The 15,137-nt window shown below is 53.0% G+C and carries 15 protein-coding genes, 4 tRNA genes and 1 pseudogene; 6 read left to right on the top strand and 14 right to left on the bottom strand.

Annotated elements, in window-relative coordinates; translation table 11 throughout:
* The 9 genes from BMY09_RS16555 to folA form a co-directional block, all read right to left on the bottom strand.
* On the bottom strand, positions 1-601 hold a 601-nt coding region (locus tag BMY09_RS16555; protein WP_139203206.1), incomplete at its 3' end, for a GTP-binding protein.
* 92 nt (positions 602-693) lie between these two features.
* Positions 694-768, bottom strand: a tRNA-Thr gene (locus tag BMY09_RS16550).
* Between the two features lie 9 nt (positions 769-777).
* Positions 778-851: transfer RNA gene (locus BMY09_RS16545), tRNA-Gly, on the bottom strand.
* A gap of 11 nt (positions 852-862) precedes the next feature.
* A tRNA-Tyr gene (locus BMY09_RS16540) sits at positions 863-946 on the bottom strand.
* Between the two features lie 23 nt (positions 947-969).
* Positions 970-1,045, bottom strand: a tRNA-Thr gene (locus BMY09_RS16535).
* 24 nt (positions 1,046-1,069) lie between these two features.
* Entirely contained in the window at positions 1,070-1,816 is a 747-nt protein-coding gene (locus BMY09_RS16530) for a hypothetical protein (RefSeq protein ID WP_091360479.1), read from the bottom strand.
* 2 nt (positions 1,817-1,818) lie between these two features.
* Positions 1,819-2,517: a type III pantothenate kinase gene (locus BMY09_RS16525; RefSeq protein ID WP_091360477.1), complete on the bottom strand. Its 699-nt coding sequence runs from the start codon at positions 2,515-2,517 to the stop codon at positions 1,819-1,821.
* The gene (gene birA / locus BMY09_RS16520; RefSeq protein WP_091360475.1) at positions 2,514-3,479 is read right to left on the bottom strand and encodes a bifunctional biotin--[acetyl-CoA-carboxylase] ligase/biotin operon repressor BirA; all 966 of its coding nucleotides are present in this window, start codon (positions 3,477-3,479) and stop codon (positions 2,514-2,516) included. The genes BMY09_RS16525 and birA overlap by 4 nt, the downstream gene beginning before the upstream one ends.
* Positions 3,480-3,490: 11 nt before the next feature.
* The gene (gene folA / locus BMY09_RS16515; RefSeq protein WP_091360473.1) at positions 3,491-3,997 is read right to left on the bottom strand and encodes a type 3 dihydrofolate reductase; all 507 of its coding nucleotides are present in this window, start codon (positions 3,995-3,997) and stop codon (positions 3,491-3,493) included.
* Positions 3,998-4,082: 85 nt separating this feature from the next.
* On the opposite strand from folA, the gene BMY09_RS16510 reads away from it, so the two are divergent.
* The 3 genes from BMY09_RS16510 (at position 4,083) to dapA (ending at position 6,728) form a co-directional block, all read left to right on the top strand.
* Positions 4,083-4,934 (top strand): thymidylate synthase, encoded by an 852-nt coding sequence (locus BMY09_RS16510; protein ID WP_091360471.1) that lies wholly within the window; start codon positions 4,083-4,085, stop codon positions 4,932-4,934.
* A 50-nt stretch (positions 4,935-4,984) separates the two neighbouring features.
* Complete coding sequence (locus BMY09_RS16505; protein ID WP_091360469.1) at positions 4,985-5,542, top strand: NUDIX domain-containing protein; 558 nt, start codon at positions 4,985-4,987, stop codon at positions 5,540-5,542.
* Between the two features lie 313 nt (positions 5,543-5,855).
* Positions 5,856-6,728 (top strand): 4-hydroxy-tetrahydrodipicolinate synthase, encoded by an 873-nt coding sequence (gene dapA, locus BMY09_RS16500; RefSeq protein ID WP_091360467.1) that lies wholly within the window; start codon positions 5,856-5,858, stop codon positions 6,726-6,728.
* Between the two features lie 117 nt (positions 6,729-6,845).
* Here the strand turns inward: dapA and lgt are convergent, their stop codons facing one another.
* Positions 6,846-7,634 (bottom strand): prolipoprotein diacylglyceryl transferase, encoded by a 789-nt coding sequence (gene lgt, locus BMY09_RS16495; RefSeq protein ID WP_091360465.1) that lies wholly within the window; start codon positions 7,632-7,634, stop codon positions 6,846-6,848.
* A 139-nt stretch (positions 7,635-7,773) separates the two neighbouring features.
* On the opposite strand from lgt, the gene BMY09_RS16490 reads away from it, so the two are divergent.
* Entirely contained in the window at positions 7,774-8,559 is a 786-nt protein-coding gene (locus BMY09_RS16490) for an NRDE family protein (protein ID WP_175483575.1), read from the top strand.
* On the opposite strand, the pseudogene ptsP reads toward BMY09_RS16490, so the two are convergent.
* Positions 8,534-10,812 (bottom strand): annotated as a pseudogene (gene ptsP / locus BMY09_RS16485) (phosphoenolpyruvate--protein phosphotransferase). The gene BMY09_RS16490 and the pseudogene ptsP overlap by 26 nt on opposite strands.
* Positions 10,813-10,819: 7 nt before the next feature.
* Positions 10,820-11,323: an RNA pyrophosphohydrolase gene (gene rppH, locus BMY09_RS16480; protein WP_091360461.1), complete on the bottom strand. Its 504-nt coding sequence runs from the start codon at positions 11,321-11,323 to the stop codon at positions 10,820-10,822.
* Positions 11,324-11,475: 152 nt separating this feature from the next.
* Here rppH and BMY09_RS16475 point away from each other — a divergent pair, with 152 nt between their 5' ends.
* Both BMY09_RS16475 and BMY09_RS16470 read left to right on the top strand, forming a co-directional pair.
* Complete coding sequence (locus tag BMY09_RS16475; RefSeq protein WP_091360459.1) at positions 11,476-12,129, top strand: histidinol-phosphatase; 654 nt, start codon at positions 11,476-11,478, stop codon at positions 12,127-12,129.
* 190 nt (positions 12,130-12,319) lie between these two features.
* On the top strand, positions 12,320-12,724 hold the full coding sequence (locus BMY09_RS16470) for a CBS domain-containing protein (protein ID WP_091360457.1): 405 nt from the start codon (positions 12,320-12,322) through the stop codon (positions 12,722-12,724).
* Between the two features lie 60 nt (positions 12,725-12,784).
* Here BMY09_RS16470 and BMY09_RS16465 read toward each other — a convergent pair whose 3' ends face one another.
* Positions 12,785-13,822, bottom strand: coding sequence for an NADP(H)-dependent aldo-keto reductase (locus BMY09_RS16465; protein ID WP_091360455.1), 1,038 nt, complete (start codon positions 13,820-13,822; stop codon positions 12,785-12,787).
* 27 nt (positions 13,823-13,849) lie between these two features.
* Positions 13,850-15,040, bottom strand: coding sequence for a class I SAM-dependent rRNA methyltransferase (locus BMY09_RS16460; RefSeq protein ID WP_091360453.1), 1,191 nt, complete (start codon positions 15,038-15,040; stop codon positions 13,850-13,852).
* Between the last annotated feature and the right edge of the window lie 97 nt (positions 15,041-15,137).

The raw sequence follows: 15,137 nt of genomic DNA, 5'->3' as shown, positions 1-15,137 counted from the left end.
CAGTTGTACCCAGCTCGTTGTCATCTTCACCGTTCAGTGCCATCAGGGCAGAACCAGCGATGATTGGAGTGTCATCACCTGGGAACTCGTAAGTATCCAGCAGCTCACGCAGCTCCATTTCAACCAGTTCCAGCATCTCAGCGTATTCTTCAGAGTCAACACCGCCACAATCTTCAGCCAGCAGGTCAGCTTTGTTCAGGAATACAACGATGTAAGGTACACCCACCTGACGAGACAGCAGGATGTGTTCACGAGTCTGTGGCATAGGGCCATCAGTCGCACCACATACCAGAATCGCACCGTCCATCTGTGCCGCACCGGTGATCATGTTTTTAACATAGTCAGCGTGTCCGGGGCAGTCTACGTGCGCGTAGTGACGGATAGTTGAATCATACTCAACGTGAGAGGTTGCGATAGTGATACCACGCTCACGCTCTTCCGGTGCATTATCGATACCGTCAAAAGCGACAGCCTTACCACCGAAAACTTCAGCACATACACGGGTCAGTGCAGCTGTCAGAGTAGTTTTACCGTGGTCAACGTGGCCGATTGTACCAACGTTAACGTGCGGTTTATTACGTTCAAATTGTTCTTTAGCCATTGCCATTTACCTTGAGTAAAGTAAGTGTGATTAACCACGTTGCCACATACAACAAAGGGCAGACATATCGCTATATCTACCCTCTGAAAAAATGGAGCTCATGGGCGGATTTGAACCGCCGACCTCACCCTTACCAAGGGTGTGCTCTACCCCTGAGCCACATGAGCACATCAAACTGGAGCGGGTAGCGGGAATCGAACCCGCATCATCAGCTTGGAAGGCTGAGGTTCTACCATTGTACCATACCCGCCTTGCAGCTATTGGTGGTGGGGGGTGGATTCGAACCACCGAAGCTCGCGCGTCAGATTTACAGTCTGATCCCTTTGGCCACTCGGGAACCCCACCCTACCAATACTTCACCGCTTAAATGGTGCCGGCACCAAGAGTCGAACTCGGGACCTACTGATTACAAGTCAGTTGCTCTACCAACTGAGCTATACCGGCATCAGCTGCGAAGTGGCGCATATATTAATCACGCACCCCTGTGCTTGCAACCCCTTTACATAATTTTTTTTCGATTTTTATGGCAGAATTAAAAAACTGATCTACCTCTTTGATTTTATTGCCGGTTTCAACTGAGCTATCGGTTTCCACCCAGACATCATACAGCCTGTCCTGACTGACCACCTGATACTCATCAGGTTGAAACAATCCGATCAGCTCATTGCGCGCCCGATTCAGCTCCGCACGACTACCATAACGCCCAATAATATAGACAGGCTTCATCTTCACCCGTGACTCTTCTGCACTCAGCCCCAGCGCCGCCAGATTTTCCAGCAGCGCCTGCTGCCCCCGCAATCCGACAGGCTTTTCCAGCGTCAGCTCATACGCCAGCACCCGCTCAACCTCAACCGGCACCACCGTTGACTCCAGTCCCTGCTGCGCCAACCGGCCCTGCAATTCAGTAGCAACCGACGCCTGTTCAATCCCGCTGATCACCTGACACCAGCGGGTCGCCGTTTCATCTGCAGACGATGGCTCTGAGATTGTTGCCGACTCAGCAGCCGACTCCACTTCCTGCTGCAGCGACTCAGATTCAGGGGGGGTCACTCCCGATTGCCGCGGCAGTAATAGAGAAGCATCCTCTTCTGTAAGCAGACGGATACGAGAGACATTAGCAGGCATCACAAAAGTGTCATTCACTTCCGGCTTGCGTAGCTGCCAGCCCAGATATAGCGCGTTTACCAGCAATAGCAGGAGAAACAGCCAGCGCACCGCTATTCTCCAAGCGCCAGCGACAGACCATCCAACACCAGATCAGGGCACCAGATTGCGCCATCAACCAGCGAACAGAACAGCTCTCCATCGCCACCTGTGACAAACACCGGCTGCCCCGCAGCGCTACGCATCACTTTTTCCGCCAGTGCCTGCAGCAACAGATTAACTCCATGCTGAACCGCCTCAGACGTGTTGACACCGGGTGCCGAGCAGAACCCTTCTATCGAGTGATCAACAATCACCTGCGCGGTATTACTCAACAGATTACGCCCCATCAGTTGCAACCCCGGCATGATGTATCCCCCCAGATGGCGGCCATAGTCATCCAGCTGTTCTATGGTTATTGCACTGCCACAGTCCACCACCCAACAAGCAGCACCCGCCTGCTGCCAGGCACTGAGTATCGCCAGCCAGCGGTCAACCCCCATCCGGGCCGGATCGGAGTAGCTGTTCACTACGCCACAGGCCGCCGCCTGAGTCTCTGCAAATTCCGGCTGCAACTGCCAGCGCTGCTGCACAAATTCACGCAATGCCTGGTTAATACGATCACCGGCAACTGAAGCGATCCTTATGCGACCCACACTTTCAGGCCAGTCGATGCTATCCAGTTCATTATGGCGAGCCCGACCACCCAACACCGTTCCCGCTATACGCCACTTTACAAAGGTATTACCTGCATCCAGATCAAGAATATTCATGCCAGACGCACACTCACTTCGCCACCATGATAGGCCTGCAACTCTCCGTCCGTTTCCAGCAACAGGGCACCGCTCTGATCAACACCACGACAAACCCCCAGCGCCTGCCGGTTGCCAAGATTAAGACTGATCACCTGATCACGATGCGCATTAGCTGCCTGCCACTCATCCTGGAATGCCACAAACCCCTCTTCGGAGAACTGAAGCAAAACCGGCACCAGCTCGTTAATCAGTTCAGCCAGCAAACGGTTTCGCGAGGGAGCAACCCCCTGAGCCTGCTGCAGATCAACCCAGGGCTGGTCAATTGCTTCAGCAGCCGCTTCAGGCATCTTCACATTGATCCCCACTCCGATCACAACAAAACAGTCACCGGCGGCATCACCACTCATCTCCAGCAACACCCCTGCCAGCTTACGGCCACGCCACAACAGATCATTGGGCCACTTGACCTCGACACCATCGATCCCCAGACGCGCCAGCCCCCGCAGCAACGCAACCCCAACTGCCAGACTCAGCCCCTCAAGGGCTGCAGCACCGTTACTGAACTGCCAGGTGAGCGAGAAGTAAAGGTTGCTGGCAAACGGACTGGCCCAGCTGCGCCCCCGCCGGCCACGCCCTGAGGTTTGCTGCTCGGCCAGATAGAGTGACCCATGCCCATCACGGTACACCGCCTCCATCGCTTTGGCATTGGTTGAGGGTATAATCAGGTTGAGGTCGATCAGCCTGAGACTGCGACTGGCTTCAGGTGACAACGCCTCCTCTATTAACTCACGATTCAGCAGATCAAGCCCCCCGGGAATACGATAACCCCGGCCTTTGACGCTATAGATATCCAGTCCAGACTCTTCAATAATTTTAATCTGCTTCCAGATAGCACTGCGACTCACGCCCAGCGCCTTACCCAGAGCCTGCCCGGAATGAAACTTACCATCCGCAAGCACGGCCAATAGCGGCTCAATCATAGCGGCACCCTTCAGGAGATCCGTTGGAGAACAATAAAGCTGTAATCATAGGGATTATGGTCTGCAGCTGAAAAATCTTCGCGACCAACTTCAGCCCAGTCACCGGGATGATACTCAGGAAACCAGGCATCCCCCTTCACCTCAGCATGCACCTGTGTCAGATAGAGACGGTCCGCCAGGGGCAGCGCTTGCTCATAGATCTGTGCACCACCAATCACCATCGCCTCATCGCAGCCATCAATCATGCAGATACTCTCAGCCAGATCCCAGGCCGCCTGCAGGCTGTTGACCACCTTAACGTTATCCGGCTGATAGGCGTCATCGCGGCTGACTACGATGTTGGTTCGCCCCGGCAGCGGTCGGCCGATCGACTCGAACGTCTTGCGCCCCATAATAATCGGCTTACCCATGGTGACCTGTTTGAAATAACGCAGATCCTCCGGCAGATGCCAGGGCAGGTTATTGTTGATCCCGATCACCCGGTTTTCGGCCTGGGCAACAATGATCGCCAGGTTCATATAATCTCCTTAATACTGGTACCAGCGCCTTGCTGTTTGCTAACATTGCAAGCTGAATTTAACCACAGGTGTTAATAACAAACCAATGAGACAGTATCTCGATCTTTGCCAAAGGCTAATTAATGAAGGCGTTTGGGTAGAAAATGAACGCACAGGCAAGCGCTGCCTGACCGTTATTAATGCCGATCTTACCTATGATGTCGCTGCCGGCGAATTCCCACTGGTGACGACCCGTAAAAGTTTCTATAAGTCAGCCATTGCCGAGATGCTGGGTTATATTCGTGGCTACAATAACGCCGCAGACTTCAGAAACATCGGCACAAAAACCTGGGATGCCAATGCCAACGATAATCCTGCGTGGCTGGCGAACCCCTACCGCCAAGGCACCGACGATTGTGGCTTTATCTATGGCAAGGTTGGCCGAAACTTTCCCAAGCCGGACGGCGGCAGCGTCGATCTGCTACGTAAAATTGTCGATGACCTGAGCAATGGTATCGATGATCGCGGCGAGATCTATACCTTTTATCATCCCGGGGCATTCCACATGGGCTGCCTGCGGCCCTGTATGTACAGCCATCACTTCTCGCTACTGGGCGACACCCTCCACCTCAACAGCACGCAACGAAGCTGTGATGTACCCCTGGGGTTAACCTTTAATATGGTTCAGGTCTATTTTCTGCTGGCGATTATCGCTCAGATAACCGGCAATAAACCGGGCAAGGCCTATCACAAGATCGTCAATGCTCACATCTACGAAGATCAGCTGAAACTGATGCGTGATGTACAACTGACCCGTGAACCTTTCCCGCTCCCCACCTTCAGGATCAACCCGGATATCAAAACCCTGGAAGATCTGGAGACCTGGGTCAGCACCGACGACTTCGAAGTGGAAGGCTATCAGTATCACGACCCGATTCAATACCCGTTTTCAGTCTGATCCTGATCAGATAGTGAGTCGTTCCCACCGCTGACCTTTAAAGGGCCATTATGCCGAAATTAAAAATTGGCGGCTGGCAGCAAAAGAGCCAGTCAGTCGTCTACGACAACCCCTGGATACAGGTGCGCCATGAAGAGGTGATCCGCCCCAACGGCACCGAAGGGATCTATGGGGTGGTTCACTTCAAATCACATGCCATTGGCGTTCTGGCGATTGATGATGACGATATGATCTGCCTCGTCAGACAAAGCCGCTATCCCAATAATGAAACCACGGTTGAGATCCCTGAAGGAGGTGGTCCGCTGGATGAGCCACCCCTGGAGGCAGCCAGACGGGAGCTCCGTGAAGAGACCGGCTTCATCGCACAACACTGGCAACTCTTTATGGAGTTACGGACATCAAACTCAGTCACCGATGAGATCGCCTATATCTTTCTGGCAACCGGCCTCAGCCAGGGCACACAGCAGCTGGAAGACACAGAAGATATCGAACTGATAAAAGTACCTGTCAACGAAGCCATCGAGATGGCCATGAACGGGAAGATCACCGATGCTATGTCAGTAGCAGCACTACTTAAACTGGCGTTAGTTCGTCAACAACCAGATTAACCCGCCAAAGCTGAGGTTATTCAGTACCTCCCTATAAAGGCCAACACTGACTTGATTACGCTGACATATTGACATCCGCTGTCTTGTAATATCGCCACAGCGTGTTACATTGGCCTACACAATTACATGTCACTTAAGAGTTTTCTTTAATGTACACACTTTCTCACCTGCCTAAACAAAAATGCTGTAAACAGTTTGCTCTGTGCGGCAATGGTGGACGTGTGTAATTACTGACTAAACAATTTCATACAAGAGCCCGGTCGCAGCAATGTGACCGGGCTTTTTTTATGCCTATACAATCTCAGGAGTTTTTATGTTTTATGGTTCATATACGGCGCTAATCACCCCATTCAATCAGGGAAACGTTGATGAAGCGGCACTCAGGCAACTGGTTAACTGGCAGATAGATCAGGGCACTCAGGGGTTAGTACCCGTGGGGACCACGGGGGAGTCTCCGACAATATCCGAAGCCGAACACAAGCGCATTATTGAAATAGTCGTAGAGGAAACCGCTGGCCGCGTACCGGTGATTGCTGGAGCGGGTTCGAACAACCCGGCCGAGGCTCTGGTTTACGCAAAAACAGCTGAACAGGCGGGCGCGGATGGCATTCTCTGCGTGGCGGGATATTACAATCGTCCCTCGCAAGCGGGACTTTATGAGCATTTTAAACTGATCCATGATCAAACTAATATCCCGATCATCATCTACAACATTCCACCACGCACCATTGTCGATGTGCAACCACAGACGATGGCACAACTGGCTGCCCTTCCAAGAGTCTCAGGGGTAAAAGATGCCACCATGGATCTGTCACGCATCAGCCGCGAAAGATCTCTGATAAAGAGAGATTTCAGCTATATGTCGGGCGAGGATATAACAGCGGTTGCCTATAATGCGATGGGGGGACGGGGCTGTATTTCAGTCACGTCGAATGTGGCACCTGCGCTCTGCGCAGCGATGCAGTCAGCCTGTCAGAACGGCGATTATCAAACAGCGTTAGCGATTCACGAGCGACTGATGCCGCTACATCTGGCTCTGTTTGAAGAACCCAGCCCCAGCGGGATAAAGTATGCGCTGTCGCTGACGGGCATCTGCCAGGATGAAGTGCGGTTACCAATAATGCCCCCTTCTGCAACGACCCGGAAGAAAATTGAAACCGCACTCACGCAGCTGTCTTTAATTTAATCGCAGTCGATACCATTAAGGACACCCGGTGCCGGGAGATACTGCCCGGCACGGCATCCTTTCACAGGCCATCACCTTTGGATATTCAACCCTCCCCGTTACCGGCCTGATACTTCTCTAATGATTTGCTTCCTTTTTGTAAGCCAGCAACAGCAACACTGCACCGATCACAATCATCGGCAGTGATAACACCTGACCCATGGTCATCCAGTCGAGCGCGACAAAGCCTAGCTGGACATCCGGCTGACGGAAGAACTCCACACTGGAACGAAAGATACCGTAGAGCAGTAAAAACATCCCCGACACCGCCATTTTCGGCCGGGGTTTAGCCGAGTAAAGCCATAAAACAACAAATAGCACCACCCCTTCCAGCGCAAACTCATAAAGCTGCGAAGGGTGGCGGGCGATCATATCCCTGGTACGGGGAAAGATAACTCCCCAGCTTTGATCCGTTGGCCGCCCCCAGAGTTCGCCGCCAATAAAATTGCCTATCCGCCCCGCTCCCAGACCTATAGGGATCAGCGGCGCGACAAAATCGCCGATATCAAAATAACTCTTTTGGTATTTATGTGCGAAATAACCAATTGCGGCGATCACCCCCAGCAAGCCGCCATGGAATGACATCCCCCCCTCCCATACGGCAAATAACCACAACGGATCGTCGAGGAACTGACCGAAATTATAAAACACCACATAACCAAACCGGCCACCCAGCACAACCCCGATCGCGCCCCAGAAGATCAGATCGGAGATCTGCTCCTCGGTCCAGCCGGAGCCCGGGCGCCGGGCACGCCTGCCGCCGAGGTACCAGGCGGAGGCAAAGCCAACCAGGTACATCAGCCCATACCAGTGAATTTTTAACGGCCCTAACGCCACCGCAATCGGATCAATATTGTGAACCCACATCAAAACGCTCTTCCCTTACTTTAAATCAGCCCAGATATAACCACGCCTGCAACGCATCCTACAATAGATAAATGACAGATTTTGATTTTAAATGAAGCTGTTATATAACTAACCCGCCCATCAAAAAAGAGAGCTGACCGTGTGCCTGATTGTGTTCGCCTATAACTACCACCCGGATTACCGACTGATCCTCACCGCTAACCGGGATGAGTTTTACCACCGGCCTACCCGACCGATGCAATACTGGCCCGATCAGCCACAACTGCTGGCAGGTCAGGATCTGGAGCAGGGCGGCACCTGGCTGGGACTAACCCGCAACGGTCGTTTCTCTGCGCTGACCAACCACCGGGATGGCCGGCGACCACAACAGGGCATCCTCTCCCGAGGCAACCTGCCACTGGCATTTCTGCTGAGTAACGACAGCTGTAATGCTTTTATCCGCAACACCGCCATCGATAACTTTGACGGCTTCAATCAACTGATCGATGATGGCGACCAGCTCTGCTATCTGTCAAACCGCAGCGAACCACTGCAACCGGTTCCCCCAGGCATACACGGTATCAGCAATGCGGTATTCGATACCCCCTGGCCCAAGCTTGAAGCCCGTAAAGCAGCATTAAAAACCTGTATCGACGCCGGTGAGTTAAGCGGCGAAAACCTCATACAGCTGATGGCTGACAGAGAAACATATCCTGACACCCTGCTGCCTGATACCGGCATTGACATAGAACTGGAACGGCGACTCTCCTCCAGCTTTATTCACTCAGACAACTATGGCACCCGGGCGACGACGGCATTACTGATTAAACATAATGGTGAGGTTGAGGTTGTCGAGCAAAACTATAACGATCAGGGAGCTACCGGACGCAGGAGCATCCGGTTTCGGCTGGAAAGAGAGCTTAATCGGGAATGGTCGGCCGGGTAAGCTGCCCCAGCCCCAGCTCCTTGAGTGCATTGCGAAGCGTCATATGGATCTTATCCACATCATCCATCACAATAATCTGATTCAGCAGTTCCCGGGCACGATCAAAACTGATGCCTCGCAGGGCGAACTTAACTTTCGGCAAGTTGGTTGCGTTCATAGAGAGCACATCATAGCCCATCGCCATCAGCAGAATAGCCCCACCGGGGTCTGCCGCCATCTCACCACAGATACTGACCGAGACATTTTCCTTGTGCGCTTCATGCACAATAAACTGCAACGCTTTCAGAACCGCAGGATGATAGGGTACATAGAGACTCGCCACCCGGGGGTTATTGCGGTCAACGGCCAACAGATATTGGGTCAGATCGTTAGAACCCACCGAGATAAAATCAACCCGCCGGGCAAACCGCCTTACCTGATACACCGCGGCAGGCACTTCCACCATCACCCCGATCAGCGGCTGATTAATCACATGCCCCTCTTCGCGCAACTCCTCCACGGCCTGAGCAATCAGTTTGGTGGACTCATCAACCTCATGCACACTGGTGACCATCGGTAGCATAATACGCAGATTATTCAGTCCCTCAGCAGCACGAAGCATCGCCCGGATCTGCACCAGAAAGATCTCCGGGTGATCCAGCGTGACCCGGATACCCCGCCAGCCAAGAAAGGGGTTATCCTCCTCAATCGGAAAGTATGGCAGCGGCTTGTCGCCACCAATGTCCAGAGTTCGCATGGTCACCGGACGGGGCGCAAACGCTTCAAGCTGTTTACGATAGGTCTCCATCTGGTCCTGTTCACTGGGGAAAAAATCCCGGATCATAAAAGGGATCTCGGTACGATACAGGCCGATTCCCTCAGCCCCCCGGTCCAGCGAACGCGCCACATCAGTAATCAGACCAGTATTCACCCACAGCGGCATTCGATAACCGTCGGTCGTTTCCGCTGGCAGCTCTTTCAGCCCTTCAAGCCCGGCATTGACCTCATTTTCTCCCGGATAATATCGCGATAACACTGACTCAGATCCGGCGAAGGGTTAACGAATACCCGGCCGGAATAGCCATCGAGAATAACCTGCAGCCCCTCAATCCGGGTATAGGGCAGGTCAACCACCCCCATCACTGTCGGAATTCCCATCGAGCGGGCGAGAATCGCAGCATGGGAGTTACCCGAGCCATGCACCGATAACAGACCGATAAGCTTCTCTGTGGGCACTTCACCCAACATCGCGGGGGTCAGTTCATCGGCAACCAGGATGGTATTTTCAGGAAATTCGATCTCTGACAGAGAGGGGCCCGACTCCTGCAGACAGGTCAGCATTCGACGACCAAGGTCACGGATATCGGTTGCCCGCTCTCGCAGATAGGGATCATCCATCATGGAAAACTGCTGCACATGCTCGCCAATAACCTGCCTTAAAGCTCCCTGCGCCCAGCTCCCTTCTTTAATACGCGAGATAATCTCACCCGCCAGGGCATTATCATCCAGCATCCTGATATAGACATCGAACAGCTCACGCTCTTCTGATCGCAGCCGTTTGGCCAGACTGCGCCCCACCCGTTTGATATCCCGACGAACCTGAGCCAGCGCGCTCTTGAACTTCGCAACTTCAGCCTTGATATCGTCTATCTTACGATCCGGTACGCCATTGAGATCGGCCAGCGGTGTCATCACCACTGCAGGTCCGATAGCCACCCCGATACAACCGGATACGCCCTCGAACTTTCGGTCAGATTCCGTTTTGGTATGATCAGAGATCTGCAGAATTGAGCCTGTGGCTTCCGCATGGGCGATGACACCTGCCAGCTGAGCTGACATCGTCACCATGAACGCCTCTTCCGACTCATCAAACTTACGGATCAGCTTTTGCTGGACAACCAGAACCCCCAGCAGCGTCCGGTGATGAATAATGGGGACACCCAGGAAAGCATGAAACTTCTTCTCCCCCGTGCCTTTAAGGTAGGTAAATGCGCTGTGGGTGGCAGCATCCTCCAGGTTGATAGGCTCAGCGCGCTGGCCTATCATACCGACAACCCCCTCATCCAGAGAGAGGGATACCTGCCCCACTGACTTTCGATTCAGCCCCTGAGTCGCCATCAGAACATAGCGTTCACGCTGCTGATCTATCAGATAGATAGAGCATACATCTGTACGCATGGCTCGCTGCACCCGACGGACGATAACATCCAGCACCGACTCAAGATCAGGTGCGGCGTTAACCTCCTGTACAATTTTGCGCAGCGTTTCCAGCATGTAATGCTTACTCCTTTAAATACCAGCCACCCAGTACCAAACGCGTCAGTTTAGGCGACAGTTCCCGCATCGCTTTGCGGTACACATCCCGTTTAAAGGCCACAACCTGTCCCAGAGGATACCAGTAACTGACCCATCGCCAGCCATCAAACTCCGGCGAATTAGTTGAATCAATAACCACTGCGCTGTCATCACTCAACATTCGCAGCAAAAACCACTTTTGTTTCTGTCCGACACAAACCGGATGGGAATGGTGCCTTATCATGCGTTTGGGCAGCCGGTAACGAAGCCAGCCTCGGGTAACAGCGATCACCTCAACATCCTCAGGTGAGAGCCCGATCTCCTCTTTTAGTTCCCGATACATCGCCTGTTCCGGCGATTCTGACGCGTTAATGCCCCCCTGGGGGAACTGCCATGCATTCTGCCCTATACGTCTTGCCCAAAGCACCTGACCCATCGAGTTAGCCAGAATGATACCGACATTCGGCCTGAACCCATCTGAATCTATCACGGTGAATTCCTTACAAACTCTTTTTCGCTATTGTTCCACAACTTCAGGTCTTTCAGCAAATTAACCCATCAATTGCCAGAGATTAGCATTTGCCTCCTTTACAGCAAGCCTCTATTCTAGGCGCTTCCCTGAATTAAGTTGGAGAGGTCACTTTGAGTCTGGCCATTTTTGATCTGGATAATACACTGCTGAACGGCGATAGCGATCATGCCTGGGGCGAGTTTCTGTGCGATAAAGGTCTTGTCGATGCGGAACAATACCGCCGGGCAAATGACTATTTTTACCAGCAGTATAAAGCGGGCACGCTGGATATCTATGAGTTCCTGGAGTTTGCCCTGAAGCCTCTGAGCGAACATGAGCCTGAGAGACTGGAAGAGCTACACCGGGAGTTCATGGAAACCAAAGTAGCACCCATGATGCTGGATAAAGCAGCTACCCTGCTGCAAAAACACCGTGCACAGGGCGACTTTCTGCTGATTATTACCGCCACCAACCGGTTTGTCACCGCCCCTATCGCAACTGCCCTGGGCGTTGACGCCACCCTGGCAACCGACCCGGAACAGATTGACGGACGCTATACCGGCAAGATTGCCGGCACCCCCTGCTTCCAGTCAGGTAAAGTTGAGCGGCTCCAGACCTGGCTTGAACAGACCGGCCACTCCATGGAGAACAGTTATTTCTACAGCGATTCAATCAACGATAAGCCGCTAATGGAACTGGTCGACAACCCTATTGCCGTCGATCCGGATGCATTACTGGAGCAGACCGCCAAAGAGAGAGGCTGGCCCATTATCAGCCTGCGTTAATCCATCCGCCCCTTCTGACCCGGGGCGGAGCCTCTCCTCTGCCCGGATCGCCCCCTTCCCCCCTATTTAATTTTCACTATCCGCTAAATAGTCAATTCTGATTGGTTAAATCCGCGTTTTACTGCAAAACTGTGTAAATAGCATGTACGCAAAAAGCCATATGCTAACTCAACAACAGGAGAGCAAGACGATGATTCTGGTTAGAGAGATCATGTCTGAAAACATGACTCCATTAAATGAAGAGATGTCGTTACCACAAGCCGTAGATCACCTTCTCGCCAGCAATATGCTCGGGCTGCCGGTAACGGATGGTAAAAAACATGTCACCGGATTCCTGTCAGAACAGGACTGCATCCCCTACCTGCTGGGTGACAGTTACCACTGTGATAGCCATGTTCTGGTAAAAGATATGATGCGACGTGATCCACTCATCGTAAAACCAACCAATACCGCTCTTGAATTGGCGCAGATGATGGCGATTAATAAACCCAAAATATACCCTGTGGTAGAGAACGGGATTCTGGTGGGTGTGGTTAAGCGGGGACAGGTGATGGCGGCACTGAATCAGCAACTGAAGCGTTGCAGAGTGGCCTGAAAAAAACAGCGCTCCTCCCTGCAGATAACCAGGGTAAGAGCGCAGTGATGATTCGCAATATCAGGGGCAGGGGTTTGAGTACTGAACCCCTATCTGATCGATCTGCTCCAGAACCTCTGCGGACAACGTCAGGTCGATAGAGTCAACATTGCTCTTAAGTTGCGCCATAGTGGTCGCACCAATAATATTGCTGCCCACAAATGGACGGCTGTTTACAAACGCCAGCGCCATCTGTGCCGGATCCAGACCCTGATCACGGGCCAGCTGCACATACGCCGCGGTGGCTTTGAGCCCCTGTTCCGTAAAATAACGGGAGAAGCGCGGAAACTGATTAATGCGCGCATCAGGGCCTGCACTGCCATCCAGATATTTACCACTCAGGGTGCCAAAGGCCAGCGGCGAATAGGGTAGCAGATCTACACCTTCGCGATGCAGTACCTCGGTCAGACCAACTTCATCTTTGCGATTCAGCAGATTGTAAGGGTTCTGTACCGACACCACCCGGGGCAGCCCGAGAGACTCGGCATAACTGAGAAACTTCATCACCCCCCAGGGCACCTCATTGGACAACCCCACGTAGCGTATCAGGCCTTCATCCACCAGCGCTTTTAATGCTTCCAGCGTCTCCAGTAGCGGTGTACCATCCCGCTCTGGCTGGTGACGGTAATTCAGTTCGCCAAAAAAGTTGGTTGCCCGATCAGGCCAGTGTAGCTGATAGAGATCGATATAATCGGTTTGCAACCGTTGCAGGCTGGCGGTCACCGCAGCCCGGATATTGTTGCCATCCAGGCACAGGCCGGGACGAATATGCTGAGCCATATCAGCAGGGCCGGCCACTTTAGTGGCAAGTATCACCTGATCCCGGTTACCCCGGGCCTTTAACCAGCTACCGATATACTGCTCCGTACGCCCCTGAGTTTCAGCCATAGGGGGAACCGGATACATCTCAGCCGTATCAATAAAATTGATTCCCTGGGCGACAGCATAATCCAGCTGCTGGTGCGCCTCTGCTTCGGAGTTCTGCTGCCCAAACGTCATCGTCCCCAAACAGATACGACTGACATTCAGGTCGCTGCTACCCAGTAACTTATACTCCATACCCTTTCCCCTCTTTTCGCTGCCAGCTCAGGTAACTGGCAACAGTCGTACAAAATATGATTTAAGATAGTCGGTTTCAGGGATCGCCGGATGCACCGGATGATCGCCGCCCTGATGCCCCTGATCAAAGATCTGTGCCTGACGATCCAGCGTACGGCTTTCCGAACGGATGATATCCACCAGCCGCTCTCGCTGCAGATGCATCGAACAGGATGCCGATATCAGAATACCGTTCTTGGCCACCAGTCGCATCGCCAGTTGATTGATCCGCTTATACGCCTGCTCACCATTACGAATATCTTTGCGCTTCTGAATAAAGGCCGGCGGATCAACGATCACCACATCAAACTTCTCTTCCTCCTCCAGCAGCATTTTACAGCCATCAAAGGCATCGCCCTGAATGGTGGTAAAACGCTCCTCACCGCCATTCAGAACCGCATTCTCCTGGGAGATATCCAACGCAAACTCAGAGGCATCCAGACAGGTAACGTGCTCCGCACCCGCCGCCAGTGCCTGCACGCCCCAGCCACCGATATAGCTAAACAGGTCCAGCACCCGCTTACCTTCAACATGCTGTTGCATCCGCGCCCGGTTAAGACGGTGATCATAGAACCAGCCGGTCTTCTGACCTTTGTGTACCGGCGCCACGAAAGACACACCATTCTCTTCAAATGGCACCAGTTCCGGCACTTCACCAAAGGCGACTTCGGTATAACTTTCCAGCCCCTCGGTCTGACGCATCTTGCCATCATTACGGAACAGGATGCCCTGCGGTTTAAACACTTTTTCCAGTGCCGCAACGATATCCTCTTTCAGCAACTCCATACCCGCAGTCGAAATCTGCACCACAAAAATATCGAAGAAGCGGTCGATCACCAGGCCAGGCAAGCCATCACTGTCACCAAACACCAGACGGTAGCAAGGCGTGTCAAAGCAGGCTTCACGCAGTGACAACGCAATATTCAGACGATGCACAATCAGCGAGCGATCCAGCGGGATCTTCACACTGCGGCTCACCAGACGACCACAGATCAGCGAGTTAGGATTGACACAGGCCAGCCCCAGCGGCTTGCCTGAAGAACTCTCCACCACCACCTGCTCGCCCGGGGTAAACTGCTTCAACGGGGTAAGCTTAGTGTTCACTTCATTGCTGTAGATCCAGACATGGCCACCGCGAAGACGCTTATCAGCGCCGGGATTCAAACGTAGTTGTTGCAAGGAGAGTTACCTTCAGAATTGCAGTTATAGTGTCGGGCAACCACAGCAATATCCTGTGTCCCCAGAAAACAGAAAGCCCCGCAGGGGCAGGGCTTAA

It is taken from the genome of Amphritea atlantica (assembly GCF_900111095.1).
Lineage (GTDB): Bacteria > Pseudomonadota > Gammaproteobacteria > Pseudomonadales > Balneatricaceae > Amphritea > Amphritea atlantica.
Note: the sequence above shows the minus strand (reverse complement) of the source record. Positions and strands in the feature narration are given on the sequence as shown.